The 23,688-nt window shown below is 60.6% G+C and carries 19 protein-coding genes and 2 tRNA genes; 17 read left to right on the forward strand and 4 right to left on the reverse strand.

Annotation, left to right across the window (positions count from 1 at the left end; genetic code table 11):
• Positions 1–96: 96 nt before the first annotated feature.
• The 4 genes from hisF to hisB all read right to left on the reverse strand — a co-directional run bounded on the left by hisF (position 97) and on the right by hisB (position 3,038).
• Positions 97–870, reverse strand: coding sequence for an imidazole glycerol phosphate synthase subunit HisF (gene hisF, locus ASB58_RS14250; protein ID WP_118131328.1), 774 nt, complete (start codon positions 868–870; stop codon positions 97–99).
• An 81-nt stretch (positions 871–951) separates the two neighbouring features.
• Positions 952–1,701 carry a 1-(5-phosphoribosyl)-5-[(5-phosphoribosylamino)methylideneamino]imidazole-4-carboxamide isomerase gene (gene hisA / locus ASB58_RS14255; protein ID WP_118131329.1) on the reverse strand — a complete coding sequence of 250 codons (750 nt, stop codon included), beginning with the start codon at positions 1,699–1,701 and terminating at the stop codon, positions 952–954.
• A gap of 95 nt (positions 1,702–1,796) precedes the next feature.
• Entirely contained in the window at positions 1,797–2,441 is a 645-nt protein-coding gene (gene hisH / locus ASB58_RS14260; RefSeq protein WP_118131330.1) for an imidazole glycerol phosphate synthase subunit HisH, read from the reverse strand.
• A 3-nt stretch (positions 2,442–2,444) separates the two neighbouring features.
• Positions 2,445–3,038 carry an imidazoleglycerol-phosphate dehydratase HisB gene (hisB, locus tag ASB58_RS14265; RefSeq protein ID WP_118131331.1) on the reverse strand — a complete coding sequence of 198 codons (594 nt, stop codon included), beginning with the start codon at positions 3,036–3,038 and terminating at the stop codon, positions 2,445–2,447.
• Positions 3,039–3,178: 140 nt separating this feature from the next.
• On the opposite strand from hisB, the gene ASB58_RS14270 reads away from it, so the two are divergent.
• The 17 genes from ASB58_RS14270 to ASB58_RS14350 all read left to right on the forward strand — a co-directional run bounded on the left by ASB58_RS14270 (position 3,179) and on the right by ASB58_RS14350 (position 23,649).
• Positions 3,179–4,282, forward strand: a complete 1,104-nt coding sequence (locus ASB58_RS14270) for an NAD(P)/FAD-dependent oxidoreductase (protein ID WP_118131332.1) — start codon at positions 3,179–3,181, stop codon at positions 4,280–4,282.
• A 90-nt stretch (positions 4,283–4,372) separates the two neighbouring features.
• Entirely contained in the window at positions 4,373–6,544 is a 2,172-nt protein-coding gene (locus ASB58_RS14275) for an AsmA family protein (protein ID WP_181977943.1), read from the forward strand.
• Positions 6,541–7,605 (forward strand): A/G-specific adenine glycosylase, encoded by a 1,065-nt coding sequence (mutY, locus tag ASB58_RS14280; RefSeq protein ID WP_118131334.1) that lies wholly within the window; start codon positions 6,541–6,543, stop codon positions 7,603–7,605. Before ASB58_RS14275 ends, mutY begins: the two co-directional genes overlap by 4 nt.
• Before the next feature lie 4 nt (positions 7,606–7,609).
• A complete protein-coding gene (locus ASB58_RS14285; RefSeq protein WP_083728207.1) occupies positions 7,610–7,882 on the forward strand; it encodes an oxidative damage protection protein in 273 nt (90 codons plus the stop codon).
• 87 nt (positions 7,883–7,969) lie between these two features.
• Positions 7,970–8,045: transfer RNA gene (locus ASB58_RS14290), tRNA-Phe, on the forward strand.
• A gap of 145 nt (positions 8,046–8,190) precedes the next feature.
• Positions 8,191–8,991, forward strand: coding sequence for a hypothetical protein (locus tag ASB58_RS14295; protein WP_118131335.1), 801 nt, complete (start codon positions 8,191–8,193; stop codon positions 8,989–8,991).
• Between the two features lie 17 nt (positions 8,992–9,008).
• Entirely contained in the window at positions 9,009–10,064 is a 1,056-nt protein-coding gene (locus ASB58_RS14300; protein ID WP_118131336.1) for a bile salt hydrolase, read from the forward strand.
• A gap of 256 nt (positions 10,065–10,320) precedes the next feature.
• Positions 10,321–11,088 carry an ABC transporter ATP-binding protein gene (locus tag ASB58_RS14305; RefSeq protein WP_096004468.1) on the forward strand — a complete coding sequence of 256 codons (768 nt, stop codon included), beginning with the start codon at positions 10,321–10,323 and terminating at the stop codon, positions 11,086–11,088.
• 11 nt (positions 11,089–11,099) lie between these two features.
• A complete protein-coding gene (locus ASB58_RS14310) occupies positions 11,100–11,849 on the forward strand; it encodes an ABC transporter substrate-binding protein (protein ID WP_118131337.1) in 750 nt (249 codons plus the stop codon).
• 42 nt (positions 11,850–11,891) lie between these two features.
• The gene (locus ASB58_RS14315) at positions 11,892–12,584 is read left to right on the forward strand and encodes an ABC transporter permease (protein WP_118131338.1); all 693 of its coding nucleotides are present in this window, start codon (positions 11,892–11,894) and stop codon (positions 12,582–12,584) included.
• The gene (locus ASB58_RS14320; RefSeq protein WP_118131339.1) at positions 12,581–13,285 is read left to right on the forward strand and encodes an ABC transporter permease; all 705 of its coding nucleotides are present in this window, start codon (positions 12,581–12,583) and stop codon (positions 13,283–13,285) included. The genes ASB58_RS14315 and ASB58_RS14320 overlap by 4 nt, the downstream gene beginning before the upstream one ends.
• 9 nt (positions 13,286–13,294) lie before the next feature.
• Positions 13,295–14,506, forward strand: a complete 1,212-nt coding sequence (locus ASB58_RS14325; protein WP_118131340.1) for a methyltransferase — start codon at positions 13,295–13,297, stop codon at positions 14,504–14,506.
• A 415-nt stretch (positions 14,507–14,921) separates the two neighbouring features.
• Positions 14,922–14,997, forward strand: a tRNA-Thr gene (locus ASB58_RS14330).
• 435 nt (positions 14,998–15,432) lie between these two features.
• On the forward strand, positions 15,433–17,469 hold the full coding sequence (locus ASB58_RS14335) for a type I restriction-modification system subunit M (protein ID WP_118131341.1): 2,037 nt from the start codon (positions 15,433–15,435) through the stop codon (positions 17,467–17,469).
• Positions 17,466–18,836, forward strand: coding sequence for a restriction endonuclease subunit S (locus ASB58_RS14340; protein WP_147336840.1), 1,371 nt, complete (start codon positions 17,466–17,468; stop codon positions 18,834–18,836). Before ASB58_RS14335 ends, ASB58_RS14340 begins: the two co-directional genes overlap by 4 nt.
• Before the next feature lie 26 nt (positions 18,837–18,862).
• Complete coding sequence (locus ASB58_RS14345; protein ID WP_118131343.1) at positions 18,863–19,996, forward strand: Fic family protein; 1,134 nt, start codon at positions 18,863–18,865, stop codon at positions 19,994–19,996.
• Positions 19,997–20,448: 452 nt separating this feature from the next.
• Complete coding sequence (locus tag ASB58_RS14350) at positions 20,449–23,649, forward strand: type I restriction endonuclease subunit R (RefSeq protein ID WP_118131344.1); 3,201 nt, start codon at positions 20,449–20,451, stop codon at positions 23,647–23,649.
• The last annotated feature ends 39 nt before the right edge of the window (positions 23,650–23,688 follow it).

Below are 23,688 nucleotides of genomic sequence, written 5' to 3' on the forward strand. Positions count from 1 at the left end.
TCCTGCGCTACTCGCCCGCGTAAACGGGACGGCAGTCCGTGCGCGCTGCACCGCTGCTGACGGCCCTCACGCAGAGCGTGGGAGCCACCAAGGATATTAGAGACGCATCTCGATGCCGCGCTCGGCCATATAGGCCTTGGCGTCGGCAATGCTGTATTCACCGAAGTGGAAGATGCTGGCAGCCAGTACCGCGTCTGCCCGGCCTTGCAGTACGCCGTCGGCCAGGTGTTGCAGGTTGCCGACGCCGCCGGAGGCGATCACCGGGATGTGCAGGGCATCGCTTATGGCGCGGGTTACGCCCAAATCGTAGCCGCTCTTCACGCCGTCCTGATCCATGCTGGTCAGCAGAATTTCGCCAGCACCCAGCTGTTCCATCTTCTTCGACCACTCAACCGCATCCAGCCCGGTCGGCTTGCGCCCGCCGTGGGTGAAAATCTCCCAGCGGCCCGGCTCATTCGGGCCCGAGACGCGCTTGGCATCGATTGCCACAACAATGCACTGCGAGCCAAAGCGATCAGCGGCTTCGCCGACAAACTCTGGATTGAACACCGCTGCGGTGTTGATCGAGACCTTGTCTGCGCCGGCGTTGAGCAGGTTGCGAATATCCTGCACGTTACGCACGCCGCCGCCGACGGTCAGCGGGATGAACACCTGGCTGGCCATGCGCTCGACCGTGTGCAGCGTGGTGTCGCGTTCCTGATGGCTGGCGGTGATGTCGAGGAAGGTAATCTCGTCCGCGCCCTGCTCGTTGTAACGACGAGCGATTTCCACCGGGTCACCGGCGTCGCGGATGTTCTCGAACTTGACGCCCTTGACCACGCGACCATTATCGACGTCGAGGCAGGGGATGATGCGTTTGGCCAGGGGCATGGGCTTTCTCCGAAAGCAGCTGCAAGCGACAAGCTTCAAGCTGCAAGCAAAATCAGTAAACCGGCGCGGACAGCTTGCCGCTTAAGGCTTGCGGCTTGCGGCTGCGTTGTCACACAACGCCTGCGCTTGCGCCACATCCAGCGTGCCTTCGTAGATCGCGCGGCCCGTGATGGCGCCGATGATGCCGGGGGCGCGGGCGTCGAGCAGGGTCTGGATGTCGCCGATGTGGTGAATGCCGCCGGAGGCGATCACCGGGATCGAGGTGGCGTTGGCCAGCGCGGCGGTGGCTTCGACGTTGCAGCCCTGCATCATGCCGTCTTTGGCGATGTCGGTGTAGACGATGGCGCTGACGCCGTCGGCTTCAAAGCGTTTGGCCAGATCGACAACCTGAATGCTGCTGACTTCCGCCCAGCCGTCGGTGGCAACAAAGCCGTCTTTGGCGTCCAGCCCGACGATCACCTTACCCGGGAAGGCGCGGCAGGCTTCGCCGACAAACTCCGGCTCTTTGACCGCCTTGGTGCCGATGATGACGTAGCTGACACCTGCCTTGACGTATTCCTCGATGGTTTCCAGCGAGCGAATGCCGCCGCCGATCTGGATCGGCAGGTCGGGGTAGCGGCGCGCAATCGCGGTGACGGCATCGCCGTTGACCGGCTTGCCCTCGAAGGCGCCGTTCAGGTCAACCAGGTGCAGGCGTCGGCAGCCGGCGTCGACCCATTTGGCGGCCATGGCCACCGGGTCGTCGGAGAACACGGTGGCGTCTTCCATCAGGCCCTGACGCAGGCGAACGCAGGCGCCGTCTTTCAGGTCGATAGCGGGGATGATCAGCATGTCTTTTTCCTTTGGAAAAAGAGCTTCAAGCTTCAAGCTTCAAGCTTCAAGCGGTCTGGCTTGTGGCTTGCAGCTTGTGGCTTGTCGCTCGATGTTTACCAGCGCCCATCCCAAGCGAGAAAGTTGCTCAACAGCTGCAGGCCGTTGGTGTGGCTTTTCTCGGGGTGGAATTGGGTGGCGAATACGTTGTCCTGTGCCAACGCTGCGGCAAAGTCGACGCCGTAGTGGCAGCGTCCGGCCAGCTGGCCGCTCTTGTCCGGCGCGGCGTAGTAGCTGTGCACAAAGTAGAAGCGGGCATCTTGCTCGATGCGGTGCCAGAGTGGGTGGTCGATAGCCTGTTTGACCTGGTTCCAGCCCATGTGCGGCACCTTCAGGCGGGTGCCGTCGGCCTCTTTCAGCTCATTGCCAAAGAAACGCACCTTGCCCGGGAACAGACCAAGGCAGTCAACGCCATTGTTCTCTTCGCTATGCTCCAGCAGCATCTGCATGCCGACACAGATGCCCAGCAGGGGCTTTTCCTTGGCAGCCTGACGGACGACGCCGTCCAGTTCGAGCTGGCGCAGTTCGCTGACGCAGTCGCGAATGGCGCCAACGCCGGGCAGCAGCACGCGGTCGGCGGCGAGGATGATCTGCGGATCACTGGTCACGTCGACCTGGCGGGCGCCAGCGTGTTCAAGCGCCTTGGCAACCGAGTGCAGGTTGCCCATGCCATAGTCGATGACGGCTACATGACTGCTCATGGTTTACAGGCAACCCTTGGTCGACGGCATGATGCCGCTCATGCGCGGATCTTCTTCAATCGCCATGCGCAGCGCGCGGCCAAAGGCCTTGAACACCGTCTCGATCTGGTGGTGGGTGTTGACGCCACGCAGGTTATCGATGTGCAGGGTGACCTGGGCGTGGTTGACGAAGCCCTGGAAAAATTCCATGAACAGGTCAACGTCAAAGCCGCCCACGCTGGCGCGGGTGTAGGGCACGTGCATCTGCAGACCGGGGCGGCCAGAGAAGTCGATCACTACGCGTGACAGCGCTTCGTCCAGCGGCACGTAGGCGTGGCCGTAGCGGCGGATGCCTTTCTTGTCGCCGATGGCCTTGGCAAATGCCTGGCCAAGGGTGATGCCGACGTCTTCGACGGTGTGGTGGTCGTCGATGTGCAGGTCGCCGCGGGCCTTGATGGTCATGTCGATCAGGCCGTGACGGGCAATCTGGTCGAGCATGTGTTCAAGAAAAGGCACGCCGATGTCGAAATCGGCCTGGCCGGTGCCGTCGAGGTTAATGGCGACCTGGACCTGGGTTTCCAGCGTGTCGCGCGCGACGCTGGCCTTGCGTTCAGCCATGGCTGTCTCCGCTGATGGATACGTTCAAAGGCGTGCATTATACGTGCCTGCCCGTGCCGAGGGCTACCAGTGGCGGATTCACCCTGCCAATCGGTGTGATAGGTCGGCACAATGGGCCAATTCAAGCGGCGGAGAGATGTGTGGTGGATGTCGACCTGGTGGTGATCGGCGCCGGCGTAGTAGGCCTGGCTATTGCCCAGCGCATGGCGCGGGCGGGGCGCAGCGTGCTGGTGCTGGAGCAGGAAGAGGCGCCGGGCCTGCACTGCTCCAGCCGCAACAGCGAGGTGATCCACGCGGGTATCTACTACGCGCCGGGTTCGCGCAAGGCACAGCTGTGCCGTCAGGGGCGAGATCTGTTGTACGCCTGGTGCCGCGACTACAGGGTGCCGCACCAGCAGCTCGGCAAGCTGCTGGTGGCGGTGAACGAAGACGAGATACCCGCCTTGCAGCGGTTGCAGGCCAATGCCGCTGCCAATCGCGTGGAGCTGATCTGGCTGAGCGCTGCCGAGGTTCAGGCGCGAGAGCCGCAGGTGCGGGCGGTGGCTGGTCTGTTGTCGCCATTGACCGGGATTGTCGACAGCCATGCGCTGTTGCAGTCATTTGAGGCGGCGCTGCAGGCTGCGGATGGTGAGTTGCTGTGTCACACGCAGGTTGAGCACATTAACCCGACGCACGGCGGCCTTGAGCTGACCGGGCACAGCAACGGAGAGGTGTTCAGTCTGCGCGCGCGGCAGGTGGTTAACGCGGGCGGGCTGTTCGCCCAGCAGTTGCAGGCAGCGGCTGGCGCGCAGCAGATTTTGCCGCTGCACCTATGTCAGGGCCGCTATTTCAGCTACAGCGGGCGTTCGCCGTTTTCTCATCTGGTCTATCCGATGCCAGAGGCCAATGCCGCCGGTCTCGGCGTGCATGCGACCTTGGATATGGGCGGCCAGCTGCGCTTCGGGCCGGATGTGCGCTACCTCGATCAGCTGGATTATCAGGTCGACGACGGGCTGCGTGACGCCTTCGCCGCTGCCGTCCGCCGCTATTGGCCGCAGGTTGACGCGCAGCGTCTGCAGCCGGCCTATGCGGGTGTGCGTCCCAAGCTGTCTGGTCCGGGGGAACCGCCCCGGGATTTCGTCATCCAAGACCAGAGCGTACACGGGGTGCCCGGCTTGATTGCCCTGCTGGGCATCGAGTCGCCGGGCCTGACTGCCAGCCTGGCGCTGGCCGAGCTGGTCGCAGCGCGACTGGATGCGGTGTAGGCTCATTTGCAGGCGACCTCTGCGTCGCGCTGTGCCATGATCTTTGCCCCGGGCCGGACGGCCGCCGGCCGGGCTGACCAAGGAGTGATTATGAAATCCGTCGCCAAGGTGCTGGGCTTGGTAGTAGGTGCGGTAGCCCTGCTGTTGATTGCCGCGCTGTTCTTCCTGACCCGCCTGTTTGATCCCAACGACTACAAGGACGATATCCGCGCCGCTGCCCGCGAGCAGGGCAACGTTGAGCTGACGCTGGATGGCGACATTGGTTGGTCACTGTTTCCCTGGTTGGGCATGGAGCTGAAAGACGTGGGTGTCGCGCCGGTCGACAACCCGGCGCAGCCGCTGGCCAAGGTCGGCACCCTGGGCCTTGGCGTCAAGGTGCTGCCGCTGCTGCGTCAGCAGGTACGCATGAGCGATGTGATTCTGGACGACGTCCAGCTGCAACTGGTGCGCAATGATCAGGGCGTGGGTAACTGGGAGACCGTGGGCCCGCAGGACAGCGCCGGCGCAGCAGAAGGCGATGCCGGTAGCGGCGCCGAGCAACCGGAGGACACCGCCGGCTCGTCCTTCGATATCACCATCGAGAGCGTGCAGGTCACCAACGCCAGCGTGCACTACGAGGACCGCCAGAGCGGTCAGATCCTGTCGCTGGACGAAGCCAACCTAACCACCGGCGCGCTGATCCCGGGCGAGCCCTTTGATGTTTCATTCCTGGGCCTGCTGACGTTGGACCAGCCGGCCATGCGGGTGCGTATGGACCTGAACACCGTGGCGACCCTGCAGCCCGACGAACAGCGCTACCTGCTCAGCGGCGTCGACCTGAAGGTCGATGCCAGCGGCGAGCCCTTCTCTGGTCGTGCAGTCAATCTGCAACTCCAGGGCGATGGCCTGGTCGACCTGGCCGAACAGGTCGCCGAGCTGACCCAGCTGCGTCTGTCGCTGGCTGATATGCGTGCCACCGGTCAACTCAAACTCAGCCAGCTGGACACAGAGCCGCAACTGGCGGGCCGCCTCGACGTGGCCGCCTTTGATGCCCGCGACCTGCTGCGTGATATTGGTCAGACATTGCCGGACATGGCCGATCCGGGGGCCCTGTCCAGCGTTGCGTTGTCGGCCAACCTCGAGGGCGGTGCGAGCAGCCTGATGCTGAATGATCTGCAGTTGGCCCTGGACGGCTTTGCCCTGCAGGGCTCTCTCGGGCTGGCGGATTTCGAGCGCCAGGCGCTGCGCTTTGATCTGGCAGGCGACACCCTGAACCTCGACAACTACCTGCCGCCCAGCGCAGAAGGTGAGGGCAGCAGTGGCAGCGCCGGTTCCGGCGGCAGCCGTTCGCAGTCCGCGCCGGAGCCCTGGAGTGACGATGCCATTTTGCCGCTGGAAGCCCTTGCGCGGCTGGATGTCGACGGCAAGCTGGCGCTGCAGCAGGTCACGTTGACCGGGCAGGACATCAAGCCCTTCAATCTGGCAGTCAAGGCGCGTGATGGCGTAGTCCGTCTGACGCAACTGGACGGGGGTATCTTCGGTGGCACCTTCGCTGCCAGTGGCAGCATCGACACCCGCAAGACGCCGGTCAGCAGCGCCCTCAAGGCTCAGTTGCAGAAGATTGACTCAGCCGCGGCGCAGCAGGCTTACGACATACCGCAGCAGGTGCGCGGTCTGCTGGACATGAATCTGGATGTCACCGCTGGCGGCAATAGCCTGCGCCGCTGGATGGGCAGCCTGAACGGTGGCGCCTCCTTTAAAGTGGAGGATGGCGCGTTGCTTGGGGTCAACCTGGAACAGCAGGTCTGCCGCGCTATCGCGCTGGCCAATCGCAAATCGTTGAGTAGCGAGCACGGCAGCGACAATACGCCGTTCGAGCAGCTCGACGGCAGCTTTACCATTCGCAATGGCGTGGTCAGCAATTCGAATCTGGTGGTTGACCTGCCGGGGCTGGCTGGCAAGGGGCGAGGCGAAATCAATCTGCCTGAGCAGCGCCTGGATTACCGTGTCGGCCTGCTGCTCAAGGGTGACCGCAGCGAGATGCCGGATGAGGCCTGCCAGATCAATGAGCGCTACGCCGATATCGAATGGCCGATTCGCTGCCAGGGTTATCTGCACAATGCCGGCAGCAGCTGTGGTGTCGATACCGAAGAGGTCGGCAAGATTGCTGCCAGGCTGGTGGGTAATGAGGTACAGCGCAAACTGGAAGAGCGCATTGACGATTCGCTTGGCGACAAGGCACCGGAGCTGCGTGACGCCATCAAGGGGCTGTTTTCACGGTGACACCCGAGGTTTTCGCCCAGCGCGTGCTGGATTGGTATGACGAGCATGGGCGACACGATCTGCCCTGGCAGCAGGACATGACACCCTACCGCGTCTGGGTGTCGGAGATCATGCTGCAGCAGACGCAGGTGGCGACGGTCATCCCCTACTATCTGCGCTTTATGGAGCAATTGCCGAGCGTTGAGGCGCTGGCAGCGGCCGATGAGGATCAGGTGCTGCACCTGTGGACCGGGCTTGGCTACTACAGCCGGGCGCGCAATCTGCACAAGGCCGCCCAGCAGGTGGTCAGTCAGCACGGCGGCGTGTTTCCGCGCAGTGTCGAAGGGCTCTGCGAGTTGCCGGGGATCGGTCGCTCGACGGCCGGTGCCGTTGCCTCGTTGAGCATGGGGATTCGTGCGCCGATTCTCGATGGCAACGTCAAGCGGGTACTGGCGCGCTTTGCTGCGGTCGAAGGCTGGCCGGGCGAGAAGCCGGTGCACGACCGGCTGTGGCAGTTGGCCGAACGACTCACTCCGCAGCATCGGGTGGCCCATTACACGCAGGCGATGATGGATCTGGGCGCGACCCTGTGCACGCGCAGCAAGCCCTCCTGCCTGCTGTGCCCCCTGGGTGACCACTGTGCGGCCAGGGTGCTCGGCGAGCCAACCCGTTTCCCTTTTTCCAAACCACGCAAGACGCTGCCGGTGCGCAGCTGCGTCATGCCCTTGCTGATCAACGGCGATGGCAGCGTATGGTTGCAGCGCCGCCCCTCCAGCGGGCTCTGGGGCGGGCTCTGGTGTCCGCCCCAGTTGGATGACGACACTCAGTTGGCGGCGTTGCTGGAGCAGTTGCAACTGACTGTCCACCAACGTCAGGACATGACGCCACTGCGGCACACCTTCAGCCACTTCCACCTGGATATTCAGCCGCTGTTGCTGACCGTCTCCGGCCCCGCTGGCGTGGCTGAAAGCGGACAGGTCTGGTATAACCTGCGGCAACCTGAACCACTGGGTCTGGCGGCGCCGGTCAAGAAGCTGCTGGGCCGGATCGAGCCGCTGCTGCAGGCGGCCCTGGAGGAGTAAGCCAATGACGCGCATGGTGATGTGTCGCAAGTACAAGCAGGAACTGCCAGGCCTGGATCGCCCGCCGTATCCGGGTCCCAAAGGGCAGGAAGTTTTCAACGAAGTCTCGCGCAAGGCTTGGGATGAGTGGCAGAAGCACCAGACCATGCTGATCAACGAGCGTCGGCTGAACATGATGGATCCCGAGGATCGGCGTTTCATTCAGCAGGAAATGGACAAGTTTCTCGCCGGTGAGGAATACGCCCAGGCCGACGGCTACGTCCCGCCCAGCGAGTGATGTGTCGGTAAGCGGCTGAAAAAGTGGAAAATATTATGCCGATGGCTTGACAGGTCGAGGCGCAATCTATTTAATGGCGCCCACGTTGCCCGGGTAGCTCAGTTGGTAGAGCAGGGGATTGAAAATCCCCGTGTCGGCGGTTCGATTCCGTCCCCGGGCACCATCTTTTAAAAAGCTCGCTTATGGCGAGCTTTTTTTTGCCTGCGATTTGCCTCCTGGCACCTTTCTGAGGGCGCATGTGCCGCCTGAGGTTTGTCTGACAATCCTGTGCTAGCCTTTTTTTACCATTCGGTAGTAAAGGACTCGTCATGTGCCTGCAGCGTATTTCCCCTGGCAAGGCCTGCTTAGGTGCCGCTGCCGCCTTGGTCGCCGCAGACGCGATGGCCGCCCAGCACGCGGCAGCGGACAGCTGGCAGTGGACCGTCAGCCCCTATGTCTGGACGGCAGCCCTGGACGGCGATACCCGCCTGGCCGGCTACAGCAGCCCGGTTGATATTCCCTTTTCGGAGACCTGGGAGCATCTGGATCTGGCCGCCATGGGGACCGTTGAGCTGAGCAACGGCCTCTGGGGCGGCTATCTGGATCTGCAATATATCGATACCACCCAGGATCAGCAGGTCTCGGGCGGCAAGGCAGAGCTGACGGTCAGCATGCGCACCGCGTCGCTGGGCGCTTTTTATCGGGTTGTTACCCAGCCCTTGGGCGGCGATACGCTGCACGGCCAGCCGCGCCTGTTTACCGTGGCGCCGACTGTCGGTGTGCGCTGGCGGTCCCTGCGCGCTGACGCCAAGGCCCTCGGGGTCAACCAAGACCGCTCGGCGACCTGGTGGGACCCCTTTGTTGGCGCGCGCCTGAGTTACGACCTTGACCCGCGCTGGAACCTGTCAACCGAAGCGGATATTGGTGGCTTCGGTGTGGGTTCGGACTTTGCTTTCAACGGCCAGGTTCAGGTTGGCTACCGCAGCCAGCTCTGGAGCCATCCCGTACTCTGGCGTGCCGGTTATCGGGTACTTGCCGAGGATTTCTCAACGGACGACTTTACCGGCAACCGGTTTGTCTGGGATGTACGTGAGTACGGCCCGGTATTCGGCATGTCAATGGTGTTCTAGGGCAGATGGAGGTAGCGATGCGCAAGGTTTTACAGGCGTTTTTAGGGAGCGTGCTGGTCGCGTCAGGGTTGGGCGTGCAGCAGGCCGATGCCTGCACGCGACTGGTGTATCTGGGGGCGGGAGAACAGGTTGTTACCGCGCGCTCGATGGATTGGCGTAACGACATTGATACCCACCTGTGGGTTTTTCCGCGCGGCATGCAGCGCAATGGCGAGGCGGGGCCCAACTCGATCGAGTGGACGTCCCAATACGGCAGCGTGATCGCCAGCGGCTATGACATCTCGACCACCGACGGCATGAATGAGGCGGGCCTGGTCGCCAATGTGCTGTGGTTGGTGGAGTCCGACTATCCCGCGTATTCGGCGGACCGCCCCGGACTGGCCATTTCAGCCTGGGCGCAGTATGTGCTGGATAATTTTGCCTCGGTTGATGAAGCGGTAACCGCCCTGCGTGAAGAGCCCTTCTTGCTGGTTACCGACAAGGTGCCGGGTGAAGACCGGATGGCGACCCTGCATCTGTCGCTGTCCGATGCCAGTGGCGACAGTGCCATTGTCGAGTACATTGACGGCGAACAGGTGATTCATCACTCGCGCGAGTATCAGGTAATGACCAATTCGCCGGTATTTGATCAGCAGCTGGCGCTGGATACCTATTGGCGTCAGATCGGTGGCACGGTGATGTTGCCGGGCACCAATCGCGCGGCGGACCGCTTTGCCAGAGCCTCCTTCTATGTCAACGCGATACCCAAGAGCGAGGATGCCAACCGCGCCGTCGCCAGTGTGTTCAGCGTTATCCGCAATGTCTCGGTGCCCTACGGCATCACCACCCCGAGCGAGCCGAATATCTCTTCCACGCGTTGGCGTACCGTCGCTGATCACCAGCGTCTGCTGTACTTTTTTGAGTCGGCGCTGACCCCCAACACCTTCTGGGTTGATCTCAAGCGAGTTGACTTTTCTTCTGAGACAGGTAGTGTGCGCCGCCTTGATCTTGGCAAGGACCAGGACCACACCTATTCGGGCGACGCGACGGCAGACTTTGTCGAAGCTGCACCGTTTCGGTTCATGGGGTTGTGACCGTCGCTGCTGACGGTTTGCCCTGATGGCTCTGTTTCGGGCGTTCCGGGTGCGGGATCAATGAAGATGGCAAGCCTTTTGCCTATAAAAGGCTCAATGTGACCGAAGATAGGCGCTTGGTCATGGTTAGCAGCTGTGCTAGGTTTGCCATCAGCATGACAACCGGATGACTACAAACGGACTTGTCTAACGGTGGCGCATCACAAGTGCGGCACCTCATACCTGATGGCCAACACAGCCTGGTGGATACTGATACGTGACTTCACCCGCTCTTGAAGTGCGCAACCTGCACAAACGTTATGGCGACCTTGAGGTACTCAAGGGTGTCGATTTGATCGCCCGCGACGGCGATGTTATTTCCATTCTGGGATCGTCGGGGTCCGGCAAAAGCACGCTGCTGCGTTGCATCAACCTGCTGGAGAATCCCCATGACGGCCAGATTCTGGTGGCCGGCGAAGAGCTCAAGCTCAAGCGCGCCCGGCAGGGCGAACTGGTCGCCGCCGACAATCGGCAGATCAACCGGCTGCGTGCCCGCGTCGGCTTCGTGTTCCAGAGTTTCAACCTCTGGCCGCACATGAGCATCCTCGACAACATCATCGAAGCGCCGCGCCGCGTACTCGGCCAGTCCAAGGCCGAAGCGGTCGAGGCGGCCGAAGCCTTTCTGGCCAAGGTCGGTATCGCCGACAAGCGCCATGCCTTTCCTGCCCAGTTGTCCGGCGGTCAGCAACAGCGCGCCGCCATCGCGCGCACGCTGGCGATGCAGCCGCGGGTAATACTGTTTGATGAGCCAACCTCGGCACTGGACCCGGAAATGGTGCAGGAGGTGCTCAGCGTGATTCGTACACTGGCTGACGAGGGCCGTACTATGCTGTTGGTTACCCACGAATTGGGGTTTGCCCGGCAGGTGTCCAGTCAGGTGGTGTTTCTGCATCAGGGGCAGGTCGAAGAAATCGGCACCCCGGATCAGGTGTTCGATAACCCAGGTTCCGAACGCTGCCGACAGTTCATGTCTAGCCACAAGTAAGGAGTCGTACCATGAATCAGTACAAGAAGATGTTGCTGGCGGCTGCCACCGCGTTGTTCGTGAGTGCACCTGCCGTTGCCGAGACCCTGCGCATTGGTACCGAGGGCGCTTATCCTCCCTTCAACCAGATCGATGCCAGCGGTGAAGTGGTTGGCTTTGACCTGGATATCGCCAAGGCCCTGTGTGCCGAGATGCAGGTGGAGTGCACCGTCGTGACCTCCGACTGGGACGGTATTATCCCGGCCCTGAACAACAACAAGTTCGACTTCCTGGTCGCCTCCATGTCGATCACCGACGAGCGCAAGCAGGCCGTTGACTTCACCGAGCCCTACTACACCAACAAGCTGCAGTTTGTGGCGCCCAAAGACGCTGACTTCCAGACTGACGAAGCCAGCCTCGACGGCAAGACCATCGGTGCCCAGCGCGCGACCATCGCCGGTCAGTGGCTGGAAGACAACCTGGGTGATGTCGTGGATATTCGTCTGTACGACACCCAGGAAAACGCCTACCTGGACATGAGCGCAGGCCGCATTGACGGCGTGCTGGCTGACAACTTTGTCCAGTACGAGTGGCTGCAGAGCGATGCCGGTGCGGACTTCGAGTTCAAGGGCGAGCCGGTGTTCGACAATGACCAGATCGGTATTGCCGTGCGCAAGGGCGACCCGCTGCGCGAGCGTCTGAACACGGCACTCAAGACCATCGTTGAGAACGGTACCTACGAGACCATCAACGCCAAGTACTTCCCCTTCAGCATCTACTGATAACCAGCCGGGCCCTGCGGGGCCCGGTTCGGATGTAACCTCATGCCTGATCTTCACGGTTTTGCTCCAGCCCTGCTTGAAGGGACCTGGATGACCATTCGTTTGTCCCTGGCCTCGCTGGCCCTGGGGCTGCTGTTCGGCCTGCTTGGCGCCTCTGCCAAGGTGTCGGACAAGCGCGTGCCGCGCCTGCTGGGCGGCTTTTATACCTCGGTGGTGCGTGGTGTACCCGAAACGGTCTGGGTACTGATGATGTACTTCGGCACCGTGTCGGCCATGAATGCCATCGGCGCCTGGTTCGGTAATCCGCAGCTGTCGCTCAGCCCCTTTGTGGCTGGTACTTTCGCGTTGGCACTGTGCTTTGGCGCTTATGCCACGGAGGTGTTTCGGGGGGCGTTGCTGGCCATCCCCAAGGGGCAGAAAGAAGCGGGGCAGGCGCTGGGCATGTCCAACCTGCGCATCTTCTGGCGCATTACCTTGCCGCAGTTGTGGCGCGTCGCATTGCCGGGGCTGGGTAACCTGTATCTGATCATGCTCAAGGATACTGCGCTGGTGTCGCTGATCACCCTGGAAGAGATCATGCGCAAGGCGCAAACCGCCGCCAACGCCACCAAGGAACCCTTCACCTTTTATCTGCTGGCCGCGTTGATCTACCTGTTCCTCACGGTCTTTATCATGGGCGCGCTGCACTGGTTCGAGCGCCGCGCCAACCGTGGTTTTGTGAGGACTGAGCTATGACCTGGGCTGAACGCTGGGCGACTATCGAGCGCTTTCTGCCGCAGCTGTGGGACGGCACCCTGGTCACCCTGCAACTGGTCGGGCTGGCGGTACTGATTGGCCTGTTTTTCGCTATCCCATTGGGGCTGGCGCGGGCATCGCGGCATTGGTATGTGCGCGCGCTGCCGTACAGCTATATCTTTTTCTTCCGTGGTACGCCGCTGCTGCTGCAGCTGTTCCTCGTGTACTACGGCATTTCCCAGTTCGAGGTGGTGCGCAAGAGCTTCCTCTGGCCCTATCTGCGCGAGCCCTACTGGTGTGCACTGATCACCATGACCATGCATACCTCGGCCTACATCGCCGAGATTCTGCGCGGCGCCATCCAGGCGGTACCGCCGGGCGAGGTGGAAGCGGCTCGGGCGTTGGGCATGTCGCGGCGCCAGGCGCTGCAGTACATCATCCTGCCGCGTGCCATCCGCATCGGCCTGCCGGCCTACGGCAACGAGGTGATCCTCATGCTCAAGGCCAGTGCCGTGGTGTACACCATCACCATGATGGACATCATGGGGGTGATTCGCACCATCAACTCGCGTACTTACCAGTACGAGCTGTTCTTCTTTGTCGCTGGTGTCATGTATCTGATCATCACCCTGGTGTTCACCCAGCTGTTCCGGCTGGTCGAGCGCTGGCTCAAGGTCGACGCCAGCCGGCAGCAACGCTGACCGCCACGCGTGGAGCTGCTCACCCGGTTCAAACAGCTGACTGATTGGCTGCAGCGCCACCAGGCGCTGTGGCGTGAGCGTCCGTTTACCCACCTGCAGCTGTCCTGGGAGCAGGACTGGACCGCGCTGGCCAGCTGGTTGCGTCAGCGCAGTCTGGCCGACGCCGAGGCGGCGCAGCTGCAGCCGGCCTTGCTGGCCGATGCCCCTGAGCCCTTTGGCGCGCTGGCCGCCCAGGCGCGCGAGCTGTGCGGTGTGCCGCGCTGGCACGGCGAGCTGGCGGAGCCGATACCCGAGCCGCTGCAGCGGCATATTCCGGGGCGCAAGTGGCAGCAGATTACCCGCTTCAGTGCCGTCACTTCTGCGCGTATCCCTGCACCGCCGCAGCGTTGGGTCGACTGGTGCGCGGGCAAGGGCCACCTTGGCCGGCTGCTGGCCTGGCACAGCCAATGTCCGGTATGTTGCCTGGAGTGGGACGCCACCCTGTGTGGTGCCGGGCAGCAGCTCAGCCAGCAACTGCAGCTGCCGGTGCAGCATCTGACGGCGGATGTCATGCAGCTGCCTGTAGCGCATCTGCAACCCCAGGACGCTGCGGTGGCCCTGCACGCCTGCGGTGATCTGCACCGGCAACTGATCGAACAGGTAGTGGCTGCCGGTTGTGCACAGCTGGCGCTGTCGCCCTGTTGCTACAACCGCATCAGCGCGCCGCAGCACCAACCGTTATCAAATGCCGGCAGACAAGCCGGACTGCAGCTCAGCCGCGACGAGCTGGGTCTACCGCTACAGCAGACAGTGACTGCGGGTGCCCGTGAGCGGCGTCAGCGCGACCGCTCCATGGCCTGGCGGCTGGCCTGCGACCTCTGGCAGCGCGAAGCCCGCGGGATAGACGCCTACCTGCCCACTCCCTCGAAACCGCCAGGCCCCGCGCCGGATACCCTGCAGCAGTTCTGCCAAGCCATTGCCCAGCATCACCAGCTGGCGCTATCGGCACCACCCTGCTGGGACGCACTGGAGCAGCGCGGCTGGCAGCGGCTGGCCGAAGTACGCAACCTGGAACTGGTGGCCGGGCTGTTCCGTCGCCCCCTGGAGCTTTGGCTGGTGATCGAGCGCGCCCTTTATCTACAGGAAGCCGGCTACAGCGTCAGCCTGGGCGAGTTCTGCGACACGGAACTGACTCCACGCAACCTGCTGTTGCTGGCGACAGCAAGCCCTGATCAAGTCTGAACGCCGGGTGGAACGAGCGCTCAAGGCTCTACAGGGCGTGTGCAATGGGTCCATGCAGTCTATACACAACAACTGACAGTTACTCACCAGCCTGTCTACCGCTTGCGCACAGGGTTATCCACAGCTTGTGCTGGCCTGTGGTTATCCACGCCTTCTGTGCATAACTGTGTTGATGACATTGGAGTAACCCTGCCAAAGCCAGATTTGGCGCGGGCTGGCGCGCGCAGGCTAAATGTTGATCAGTTGTGCTCTGTGTGTAAAAACAACGGCTTGCAAGCACTTTGTGAAGCGTCGGTAGAAAAGTCATGCACAAGTGAGATTTGTCTGGCAGGGGATAAAATCCACAGCGAAAAAGCGCGCATAGCGGCCGCCGATCTCTTTACACAGGAATCTGGCGATATATAATGCACCCCGCGCCGGTATAGCTCAGCTGGTAGAGCAACTGACTTGTAATCAGTAGGTCCCGAGTTCGACTCTTGGTGCCGGCACCACAACATAGAAGGCCTGCGAGAAATCGCAGGCCTTTTTTGTGCTTGTGTACGTACAAAAACGCGTACAAACAGGCCGTTGAGTAAGGAGACGGGCTGGCATCCTCGCTATGCTCTGCGCAGTCCTCCTTCACCACCAGCCAGCGAAACGTCGCTGCCTACACGATAGCCCGGGTTATCGCGTCGCTCCTATGCCGTGCAGGCTTTGGCACGCACTGCTTAGTCGTTGCTTCCTGCGCATTAAATCATCATCGCTCGCCAACTTTTCCTCCAATCGTTGTGCGCATCTGTTTGCGGACCTTATTTTGGCTCTTAGCCGGGGCTTGCCTGGCCGGCGAGGTGCTGGGTTGTTTGGGTTGCTGTCCAATAGCGCGGCGGTATTTTCGGCGCTTGCATGGGGTACACTGCGGGTTTGCGCGTATTCCAAGGAGCAGTAGCGTGAACACGGAAAACCATTCCCAGACGGCCGCTTTTCTATGGTCGATTGCCGACCTGCTACGCGGTGATTTCAAGCAGTCCCAGTATGGCCGCATCATCCTGCCTTTTACGCTGCTGCGGCGGATGGAGTGTGTGCTGGAGCCCACAAAGGATAAGGTCGTCAGCGAGTCTTTCGCCCAACAGGGGCGACCCGACACCGTGCGTGAAATGCTTTTGCTACGTGCCGCCGGTGATCTGCAGTTTTTCAATGCGTCCGAGCTGACGCTCGGCACCCTGTCGGACACCCAGACCGCCTTTGATCTGATGAGCTATGTGCAGGCCTTCAGCAAGGATGCCCGCGAGATCTTCGAGCACTTTCACTTTGAAGACTTCGTGCAGCAGCTCGAAAACGCCAACCTGGTCTATCAGGTGGTGCAGCGCTTTGCTGCGGTTGACCTGAGCCCCGAGCGCATAAGCAACTTCGGCATGGGCATCATCTTTGAAGAGCTGATCCGCAAGTTCGCGGAAAGCTCCAACGAAACCGCCGGGGAACACTTCACCCCGCGCGATATAGTGCACCTGACCACCTCGCTGGTGATTACCGGGCAGGACGATAAGCTCAAGCCCAACAGCATCGTTACCATCTATGACCCGACTGCCGGCACCGGCGGGTTTCTCTCCGAGGGCGATGAGTACATCCAGTCCATCAGCCAGGGCGTTACCGTGTCGCTGCACGGCCAGGAGCTGAACCCCGAGTCCTACGCTATCTGCAAGGCCGACATGCTGATCAAGGGCCAACAGGTCGCTAACATCAAGCTGGGCAATACCCTGTCCAACGACCAACTGGCCGGCCCCGAGCACCGTTTTGACTTTATGCTCAGTAACCCGCCGTTTGGCGTGGAGTGGAAGAAGGTACAGAAGCAGATCCTCGCCGAGCACGAAGCAAAAGGCTTCGATGGACGCTTTGGCCCGGGCCTGCCGCGCGTCTCCGATGGCTCGCTGCTGTTCCTGCTGCACCTGGTCAGCAAGATGCGTGACCCGCGTGAAGGCGCCGCACAGGGACGTGCCAGTGTCGCGGGAGGCAGGACGCCGGGAGCGACCGGCTCGCGCATCGGCATCATCCTCAACGGCTCGCCGCTGTTTACCGGCGGCGCCGGTTCGGGCGAGTCGGAGATTCGCCGCTACCTGCTGCAGAACGATCTGGTCGAGGCCATCATCGCCCTGCCCACCGACATGTTCTACAACACCGGCATCGCCACCTATGTGTGGGTGCTGAGCAATCACAAGGCCGCCAAGCGCCAGGGCAAGGTGCAGTTGATCGACGGCAGCCAGCACTTTGCCAAGATGCGCAAATCTCTCGGCAGCAAGCGCCAGTACATTACCGACGAGCAGATCAGTGATCTGGTTCGCCTGTATGGCCGCTTTGAAGAGACCGCGCAGAGCAAGATCTTCCCGGTCGAAGCCTTTGGCTACCGGCGCATCACTGTCGAACGCCCGCTACGTCTGAACTTTCAGGTTAACGCCGAGCGTATTGAAAAGGTGCTGGAAGAAAAGGCCATTCAGAAAATGGACGCGGCGGCACAGCAGCAACTGGTTACCGCCCTGCAAGCCATGGACGCCAGCGTGCTGCACCGCAACCGCGAGCAGTTCAGCAAACTGCTGAAGAAGACCCTCGGCGCTCACAATGTATCGCCCAGCACGCCCGAGCTGAAAGCCATCCTCAATGCTCTGAGCGAGCGGGACCCCGAGGCGGATATCTGCACCACCAAGGGCAAACCTGAGCCGGACACCGGCCTGCGCGATAACGAGAACGTGCCGCTGGGCGAATCGGTATACGACTACTTCGAGCGTGAAGTGAAACCCCATGTGCCGGATGCCTGGATCGACGAGAGTAAGACGGATACGCAGGACGGTGAAGTCGGCGTGGTTGGCTTCGAGATTCCGTTTAACCGCCACTTCTATGTGTTCCAGCCACCGCGCCCGTTGGAAGCCATCGACCGCGACCTGAAGGCCTGTACTGACCGCATCAAGCAGATGATCGAGGGGCTGTCGGCGTGAATGGGTTCAAACCGTACCCGGCCTATAAGGATTCTGGGGTGGAGTGGTTGGGGGAAGTCCCTGGTCATTGGATTAAATCTAGCGTCAAGCATGTTGCTGCAATCAATATGGGGCAGTCCCCGAACTCAGATGACTGCAATACTGATGGTATCGGTCTTCCCTTTCTTCAGGGGAATGGGGAGTTTGGAGCTAAATATCCAACGCCCAGACAGTATTGCCCAGTTGCCAGAAAAACTGCTGATGCTGGTGATTTATTGTTTTCTGTAAGAGCTCCGGTCGGAGCTCTTAATGAAGCAGATCAAAGCTACGGAATTGGTCGTGGCTTGTGCGCAATGAAAGCAGTCTGGGGAAATTCTAAAGAGTTTCTCTGGTGGTTCTTATCATCGTCCCAGTCGTTCCTTGATTCAATTTCAACAGGAAGTACTTTTGAAGCCGTTTCCGCTGAGCAGGTTGCAAATATTGCGATTGCTCTGCCGCGAGAGCTTGCAGAACAAACTCAAATTGCCCGTTTCCTCGACCACGAAACCGCCCGCATCGACGCGCTGATTGAAGAGCAGCAGCGCCTGATCGAACTGCTCAAGGAAAAGCGCCAGGCCGTCATCTCCCACGCCGTCACCAAAGGCCTCGACCCGACGGTGCCGATGAAGGACTCCGGCGTCGAGTGGCTGGGCGAGGTGCCAGCACATTGGGATATTATAAGAGGCAAGTTCGTCTTCAGGTTAGTCAGCGGCTACGCCTTTAAAAGTGAGTTTTTTCATAAAGATGGTGATGGCGAAAAAGTCCTCATCACTCCCGGTAGTTTTGATGAGGTCGGTAGGCTGTATTTTAGTGAGAAGACCACTGTTCAATATAGTGGTGAATGGCAGTCTCAATTTGAACTCGAGGTCGGCGATCTAGTAATGGTTCTGACTGACCTTTCGTACAAGAAGCTGATTTTAGGTCGTGCCGCTTTTGTTGGACGGGATGATGCCCTGCTTAATCAGCGAATTGCCAAAGTGGTCATCACGCCTAGAGTTAAGGCCAATTACTTATGGCTCGGCATCAACTCTGAGGTGATGAGAGAGCAGGTAAAGCTAACCGCAAGCGGCGCTACAGTTTTCCACACCTCACCCGAGAAAGTTGGCGATTGCTTGATGGCCTTGCCGCCATGTGAGGAGCAACTGCAGATTGCCGCTTTCGCTGAGGAGTTCCACTTAGAGTTAGATTCGCTTATTGAGCAAGTGAGAAGTACGGTTGGTCTGTTAAGAGAACGCCGTTCCGCCCTCATCTCCGCCGCCGTCACCGGCAAAATCGACGTGCGCGGCTGGCAGCCACCCGCTACAGAGCAGAGTGCGCCGCAAATAACGGAAATGGCACACGAATCGTGACCGCACGGCGCAGGGAGCGCACCAATATGAAGTTTGAAGAATTCAAATCCGGCACCTGGGTGCAGCAGTACCAGTACAAGAGCTTCAGTCCGCTCACGGTCAACCGTGAGTGGAGCTGGGAAAACCCGCAGATCAATACCCTGCTGGAGCGGGCTTCTCGCGCATTGGCCGAGCTGGATGCCTTTACGCTGATTGTCCCTGATGTTGACCTGTTTATTCACATGCACATCACCAAGGAAGCCAACAACTCATCGCGGATTGAGGGCACCCAGACCGAGATGGACGAGGCTGTGCTTGATAGCAGCCAGCTGGCGCCGGAAAAGCGGGATGACTGGCAAGAGGTGCAGAACTATATCCAGGCGATCAATGAAGCCGTAGACGAGTTGCAGCGGTTGCCGCTGTCCAACCGGTTGCTGAAGCATACCCATGCCATTTTGATGCAGGGCGTGCGGGGCGAGCACAAAACGCCCGGTGACTTTCGGCTGTCGCAAAACTGGATTGGCGGCAGTAGCCTGGCCGATGCGGCTTTTATCCCTCCGCATCCGGACGAGGTGCCGGCGTTGATGGGCGACCTGGAGTTGTTTTGGCACAACGAGCAGATCAATGTGCCGGAGCTGATCCGCATTGCTATCAGCCACTATCAGTTTGAAACCATTCACCCGTTTCTGGATGGCAATGGCCGAATCGGCCGCTTGCTCATTGCGCTGTACCTGGTCAACAAGGGCTTGCTGCGCAAGCCGTCACTGTACCTCTCCGATTTTTTCGAGAGAAACAGAGCAAGCTACTACGATGCCCTGATGCAGGTCCGTATTTCCAATGATATGACGCACTGGATACGGTTCTTCCTGTCTGCCGTGGTGGAGACCGCAGGCAAGGGCAAGGCGACCTTTGAGGGTATTCTTGCCCTTCGTCAGGAGCTTGATGCGATTGCACTGCGCTATGGTGCGCGTGCAGAAAATATGCAGCGGCTGTTGCGTTACCTGTACAGCAAACCCGCGGTCACTGCGGTAAAGGCGGCAGATATTCTGGAGGTTTCGCACCAGACGGCATCATCGTTACTGCGCAAGATGGTGGATGATGGTGTGCTGGAAGAGATAACGGGATACCAGCGTAACCGCATTTTCTTCTTCAACCGTTATGTGCAGCTGTTCAAGGGCTAGCGCCTGCCTATGTAAAAAAAGGGTGGGTTTTATACACACATATTCTTGTATGTAAAAAAATGCCGTGTTTTTTTACATAAGGTTTTTCTTGTGTAAGGGCTGAGTGCAAAAATCAGCACGGTAACGACAGCCGGACGCAGGGAAAGGTGGTGCTTTAGGTAATGACTAAGAAATGCTTAGTGGTTCGTCAGGATGACCCAAGGCAGGTGTGTTGGCCTGTCAGGCACTACTGTCTCGGCGGCATCATGGCGACTCGCAACGCGATGCAGTTGTTGCAAAAACTACAACAACTGCCGAGGGCAGGCAGAACTTGCCAAGTCGAGCATTCCGATCACGACGCCATTTTAGGGTGTAACAGACAGCATTGACGGTGAACCTGGTGAAGCATTTCGTGCTGCTCAGGTCACTGTAAGAACAGCTAGCAAGCTGCCGAGCAAGGAGCAGAGAGCGTTATGGCGGATAGCCGGGAAGCCCAGTTTCAACAGGACATCATCACCGCCCTGGTCGCCCAGGGTTGGCTCACCGGCCCGGCCAGCGGCTATGACCGGCGCACGGCGTTATATACCGAGGACTTTCTCGGTTACTTCAAGCAGGCCTGGCCGGAGCGTTGGGACAAGTTCGCCAAGGCCAACCCGAACAACCCGGAAGCGGTGCTGGTGCAAAAACTGGTGCGCGAGCTGGAGCAGGACGGCACCTTGGATGTGCTGCGCCATGGCTTCAAGCTGCCGGGGGTGAAGATCGAGGCGTGCAGCTTCAAGCCCGACCACGGCATGAACCCGGACACCCTCAAGCGCTACCAGTGCAACCGTCTGCGCGTGGTGCCGGAGGTGTCCTATTCCCCCCACTACCGCGAGGGCGAGTACAACCCGCGTCTGGATCTGGTGCTGTTCGTCAACGGCATCCCCGCCGCCACGCTGGAGCTAAAAAGCGAGTTCAAACAGAGCGTGGAAAACGCCAAGCGCCAGTACCGCGTTGATCGCCCGGTAAAAGACCCGCTGACGCGCAAGCCCGAGCCGCTGCTGACCTTCAAGCGCGGCGCGCTGGTGCACTTTGCCGTGAGCCAGGATGAGGTGGCGATGACTACCAAGCTGGCCGGCAAGGAGACCTTCTTCCTGCCGTTCAACCTCGGCAGCCTCGACGGCGGTGCCGGCAACCCGCCTGCGCCGGATGACAGCCAGTACGCCACCGGCTACCTGTGGCAGCGCCTGTTCCAGCCGGATGCCTGGCTCAAGGTGCTGGGCCGCTTTCTGCACCTGCAAAAGAGCGTGAAGGAAGAGGTCGACGGCAAGCGGGTCACCAAGGAGACCCTGATCTTCCCGCGCTACCACCAGTGGGAAGTGGTCAACACACTGATCGACACCACCCGCGCGGAAGGGCCGGGAAAGCGCTATCTGATCCAGCACAGCGCCGGCTCCGGCAAGTCCAACTCGATTGCCTGGACGGCGCATCAACTGGCCTCGCTCTACGATGCCGAGGGCCAGCGGCTGTTCAATTCGGTGATCGTGATTACCGACCGCACCGTGCTGGATAAGCAGCTGCAGGACACCATCTACCAGTTCGAGCACGCCCAGGGCGTGGTCAAGTGCATCACCCGCGATATCGGCAGCCAGAGCAAGTCCGAGCAACTGGCCGAGGCGCTGGCCGAGCAGACGCGCATCATCATCGTCACCATCCAGACTTTCCCGGCGCTGTTCGATGCGCTGGACAAGTACCCCAAGCTGGCCAGCGGCCGCTATGCGGTAATCGCCGACGAGGCGCATTCCTCGCAGACCGGTTCATCGGCCAGCAAGCTAAAGCAGATTCTCGGCAGCGATGCTATTGCTGGCAAAGAAGGGGACGCCGAAGAAATCAGCGCCGAAGAGCTGCTGGACGCCGCCGTGGCCGCCCGCGCGCCCAACGAGCGCATCAGCTACTACGCCTTTACCGCCACGCCCAAGGCCAAGACCCTGGAGCTGTTCGGTCGCGTACCCGACCCGACGCTGCCGCCCAGCGCCGACAACAAGCCCGAGGCGTTCCACCTGTATTCCATGCGCCAGGCAATTGAGGAAGGTTTCATCCTCGATGTGCTGCAGAACTACACCACCTACAGCACCGCCTGGAAGATCGCCCACCCGGACGGTGACGACGAGGAAGTGGACTCGAAGAAGGCACGCATGAAGCTGGCGCGGTGGGTGCGCCTGCATCCCTACAACATCAGCCAGAAGGTGGAGGTGATCGTCGAACACTTCCGCGCCAATATCCGCCACCTGCTGGGCGGCCAGGCCAAGGCCATGGTAGTCACCAGCAGCCGGCAGGAGGCGGTGCGCTACCAGTTGGCGATGCAGGCCTATGTGCAGCAGATGGGCTACACCGATGTGCACCCGCTGGTGGCCTTCTCCGGCAGTGTGCTGCCGGACGAGGTGATTCCTGAAGAAGTAACCGAAAGCAGCAGCCTGCTCAACCCCGGCCTGAACGGGCGTGATCTGGCGGAAGCCTTCGACACCCAGGACTTCAACGTGATGATCGCCGCCAACAAGTACCAGACTGGCTTCGATCAGCCCAAGCTGTGCGCCATGTACGTGGACAAGAAGCTGCAGGGCGTGGACTGCGTGCAGACCCTGTCGCGGCTGAATCGTACCTTTGGCGACAGCAAACCGACCTTCATCCTCGACTTCTTCAACGATGCTAAGGACATTCTCGACGCCTTTCTGCCGTACTACACCAAGGCTGAGCTGCAGGATGTTACCGATCCGCAGCTCATCTATGACTTGCAGAAAAAGCTGGATGCCGAGGGCATTTACCACTGGGAGGAGGTGACGGCCTTTGCGTTGGCCTTCTTCGACCCCAAGGCCGCTGCCAGCAAGCTCAGTTATTACTGTGCCCCGGCGAAAGAGCGCTTTGCCAAGCGCTACAAGTTGGCTCAGGAGGCCCGCCGGCATGCGCTGGACTTCAAGCGCTCAGCCGAGCAGAACGGCGACAGTGTTGGCCTGAAGAAGGCCGAAGCTGCCGTTCAGGAAGCCGGTGAGCAGGTTGATCAGCTTGATTTGTTCAAGAAGAACCTGCAGAGCTTTGTGCGTTTGTACGAGTTTCTGTCGCAGATCGTTCCTTACGAGGACGCAGAGCTGGAGCAGCTCTGCGTATACGCCAAGTTGCTGCACCCGCTGCTGAGGGTGGATCGGTTGGAGCAGGACGAGGTGGACGTGGGGGAGTTGCAACTGACTCACTATCGTTTGCGCAAGCGGGCCGAGCAGCAGTTGCGGTTGGGCGAAGAGCGCGGGGAGTACCTGCTCCAACCCGGTACAGGGATAGGCACAGGACAGCCGCACGACCCTGACAAGAAACGGCTGTCTGAGATCATTGAGGCGCTCAACGACATCTTTGGCGCGGAGGTGAGTGACGAGGACCAGTTGCAATTTCTTACTGGCATAGCCCAACGCATCAGCCGCCAGGAGGACGTGATGGCCCAGGTCAACAACCACTCGGTCGAGCAGGTGATGCACGGCCTGTTCCCTAAGCGAGTGCTGGATACTGTGCTGGATGCCATGACTGACAACGAAAAAATGTCGCTGGAAGTGCTGGATAACGAGACCAAGAGCCGGGCGTTTGCGCTGGTGATTCTCAAGATGCTGACCGAGGCTAGTGGCCTGGGTGGGAGCAGCGTGCGCGGCCGTTGAATGTCTCGAACAGACAAGGGCGCTCGCCGCGCCCCAACC

Source organism: Pseudomonas abyssi (assembly GCF_003444685.1).
GTDB lineage: Bacteria > Pseudomonadota > Gammaproteobacteria > Pseudomonadales > Pseudomonadaceae > Halopseudomonas > Halopseudomonas abyssi.

Excerpts from the sequence above, each read along its gene's own strand:
- hisF (WP_118131328.1), bottom strand. The coding sequence starts at position 870 with ATGCCCCTGGCCAAACGCATCATCCCCTGCCTCGACGTCGATAATGGT.
- hisA (WP_118131329.1), bottom strand. The coding sequence starts at position 1,701 with ATGCTGATCATCCCCGCTATCGACCTGAAAGACGGCGCCTGCGTTCGC.
- hisH (WP_118131330.1), bottom strand. The coding sequence starts at position 2,441 with ATGAGCAGTCATGTAGCCGTCATCGACTATGGCATGGGCAACCTGCAC.
- hisB (WP_118131331.1), bottom strand. The coding sequence starts at position 3,038 with ATGGCTGAACGCAAGGCCAGCGTCGCGCGCGACACGCTGGAAACCCAG.
- ASB58_RS14275 (WP_181977943.1), top strand. The coding sequence starts at position 4,373 with ATGAAATCCGTCGCCAAGGTGCTGGGCTTGGTAGTAGGTGCGGTAGCC.
- ASB58_RS14285 (WP_083728207.1), top strand. The coding sequence starts at position 7,610 with ATGACGCGCATGGTGATGTGTCGCAAGTACAAGCAGGAACTGCCAGGC.
- ASB58_RS14295 (WP_118131335.1), top strand. The coding sequence starts at position 8,191 with ATGTGCCTGCAGCGTATTTCCCCTGGCAAGGCCTGCTTAGGTGCCGCT.
- ASB58_RS14300 (WP_118131336.1), top strand. The coding sequence starts at position 9,009 with ATGCGCAAGGTTTTACAGGCGTTTTTAGGGAGCGTGCTGGTCGCGTCA.
- ASB58_RS14310 (WP_118131337.1), top strand. The coding sequence starts at position 11,100 with ATGAATCAGTACAAGAAGATGTTGCTGGCGGCTGCCACCGCGTTGTTC.
- ASB58_RS14315 (WP_118131338.1), top strand. The coding sequence starts at position 11,892 with ATGCCTGATCTTCACGGTTTTGCTCCAGCCCTGCTTGAAGGGACCTGG.
- ASB58_RS14320 (WP_118131339.1), top strand. The coding sequence starts at position 12,581 with ATGACCTGGGCTGAACGCTGGGCGACTATCGAGCGCTTTCTGCCGCAG.
- ASB58_RS14345 (WP_118131343.1), top strand. The coding sequence starts at position 18,863 with ATGAAGTTTGAAGAATTCAAATCCGGCACCTGGGTGCAGCAGTACCAG.
- ASB58_RS14350 (WP_118131344.1), top strand. The coding sequence starts at position 20,449 with ATGGCGGATAGCCGGGAAGCCCAGTTTCAACAGGACATCATCACCGCC.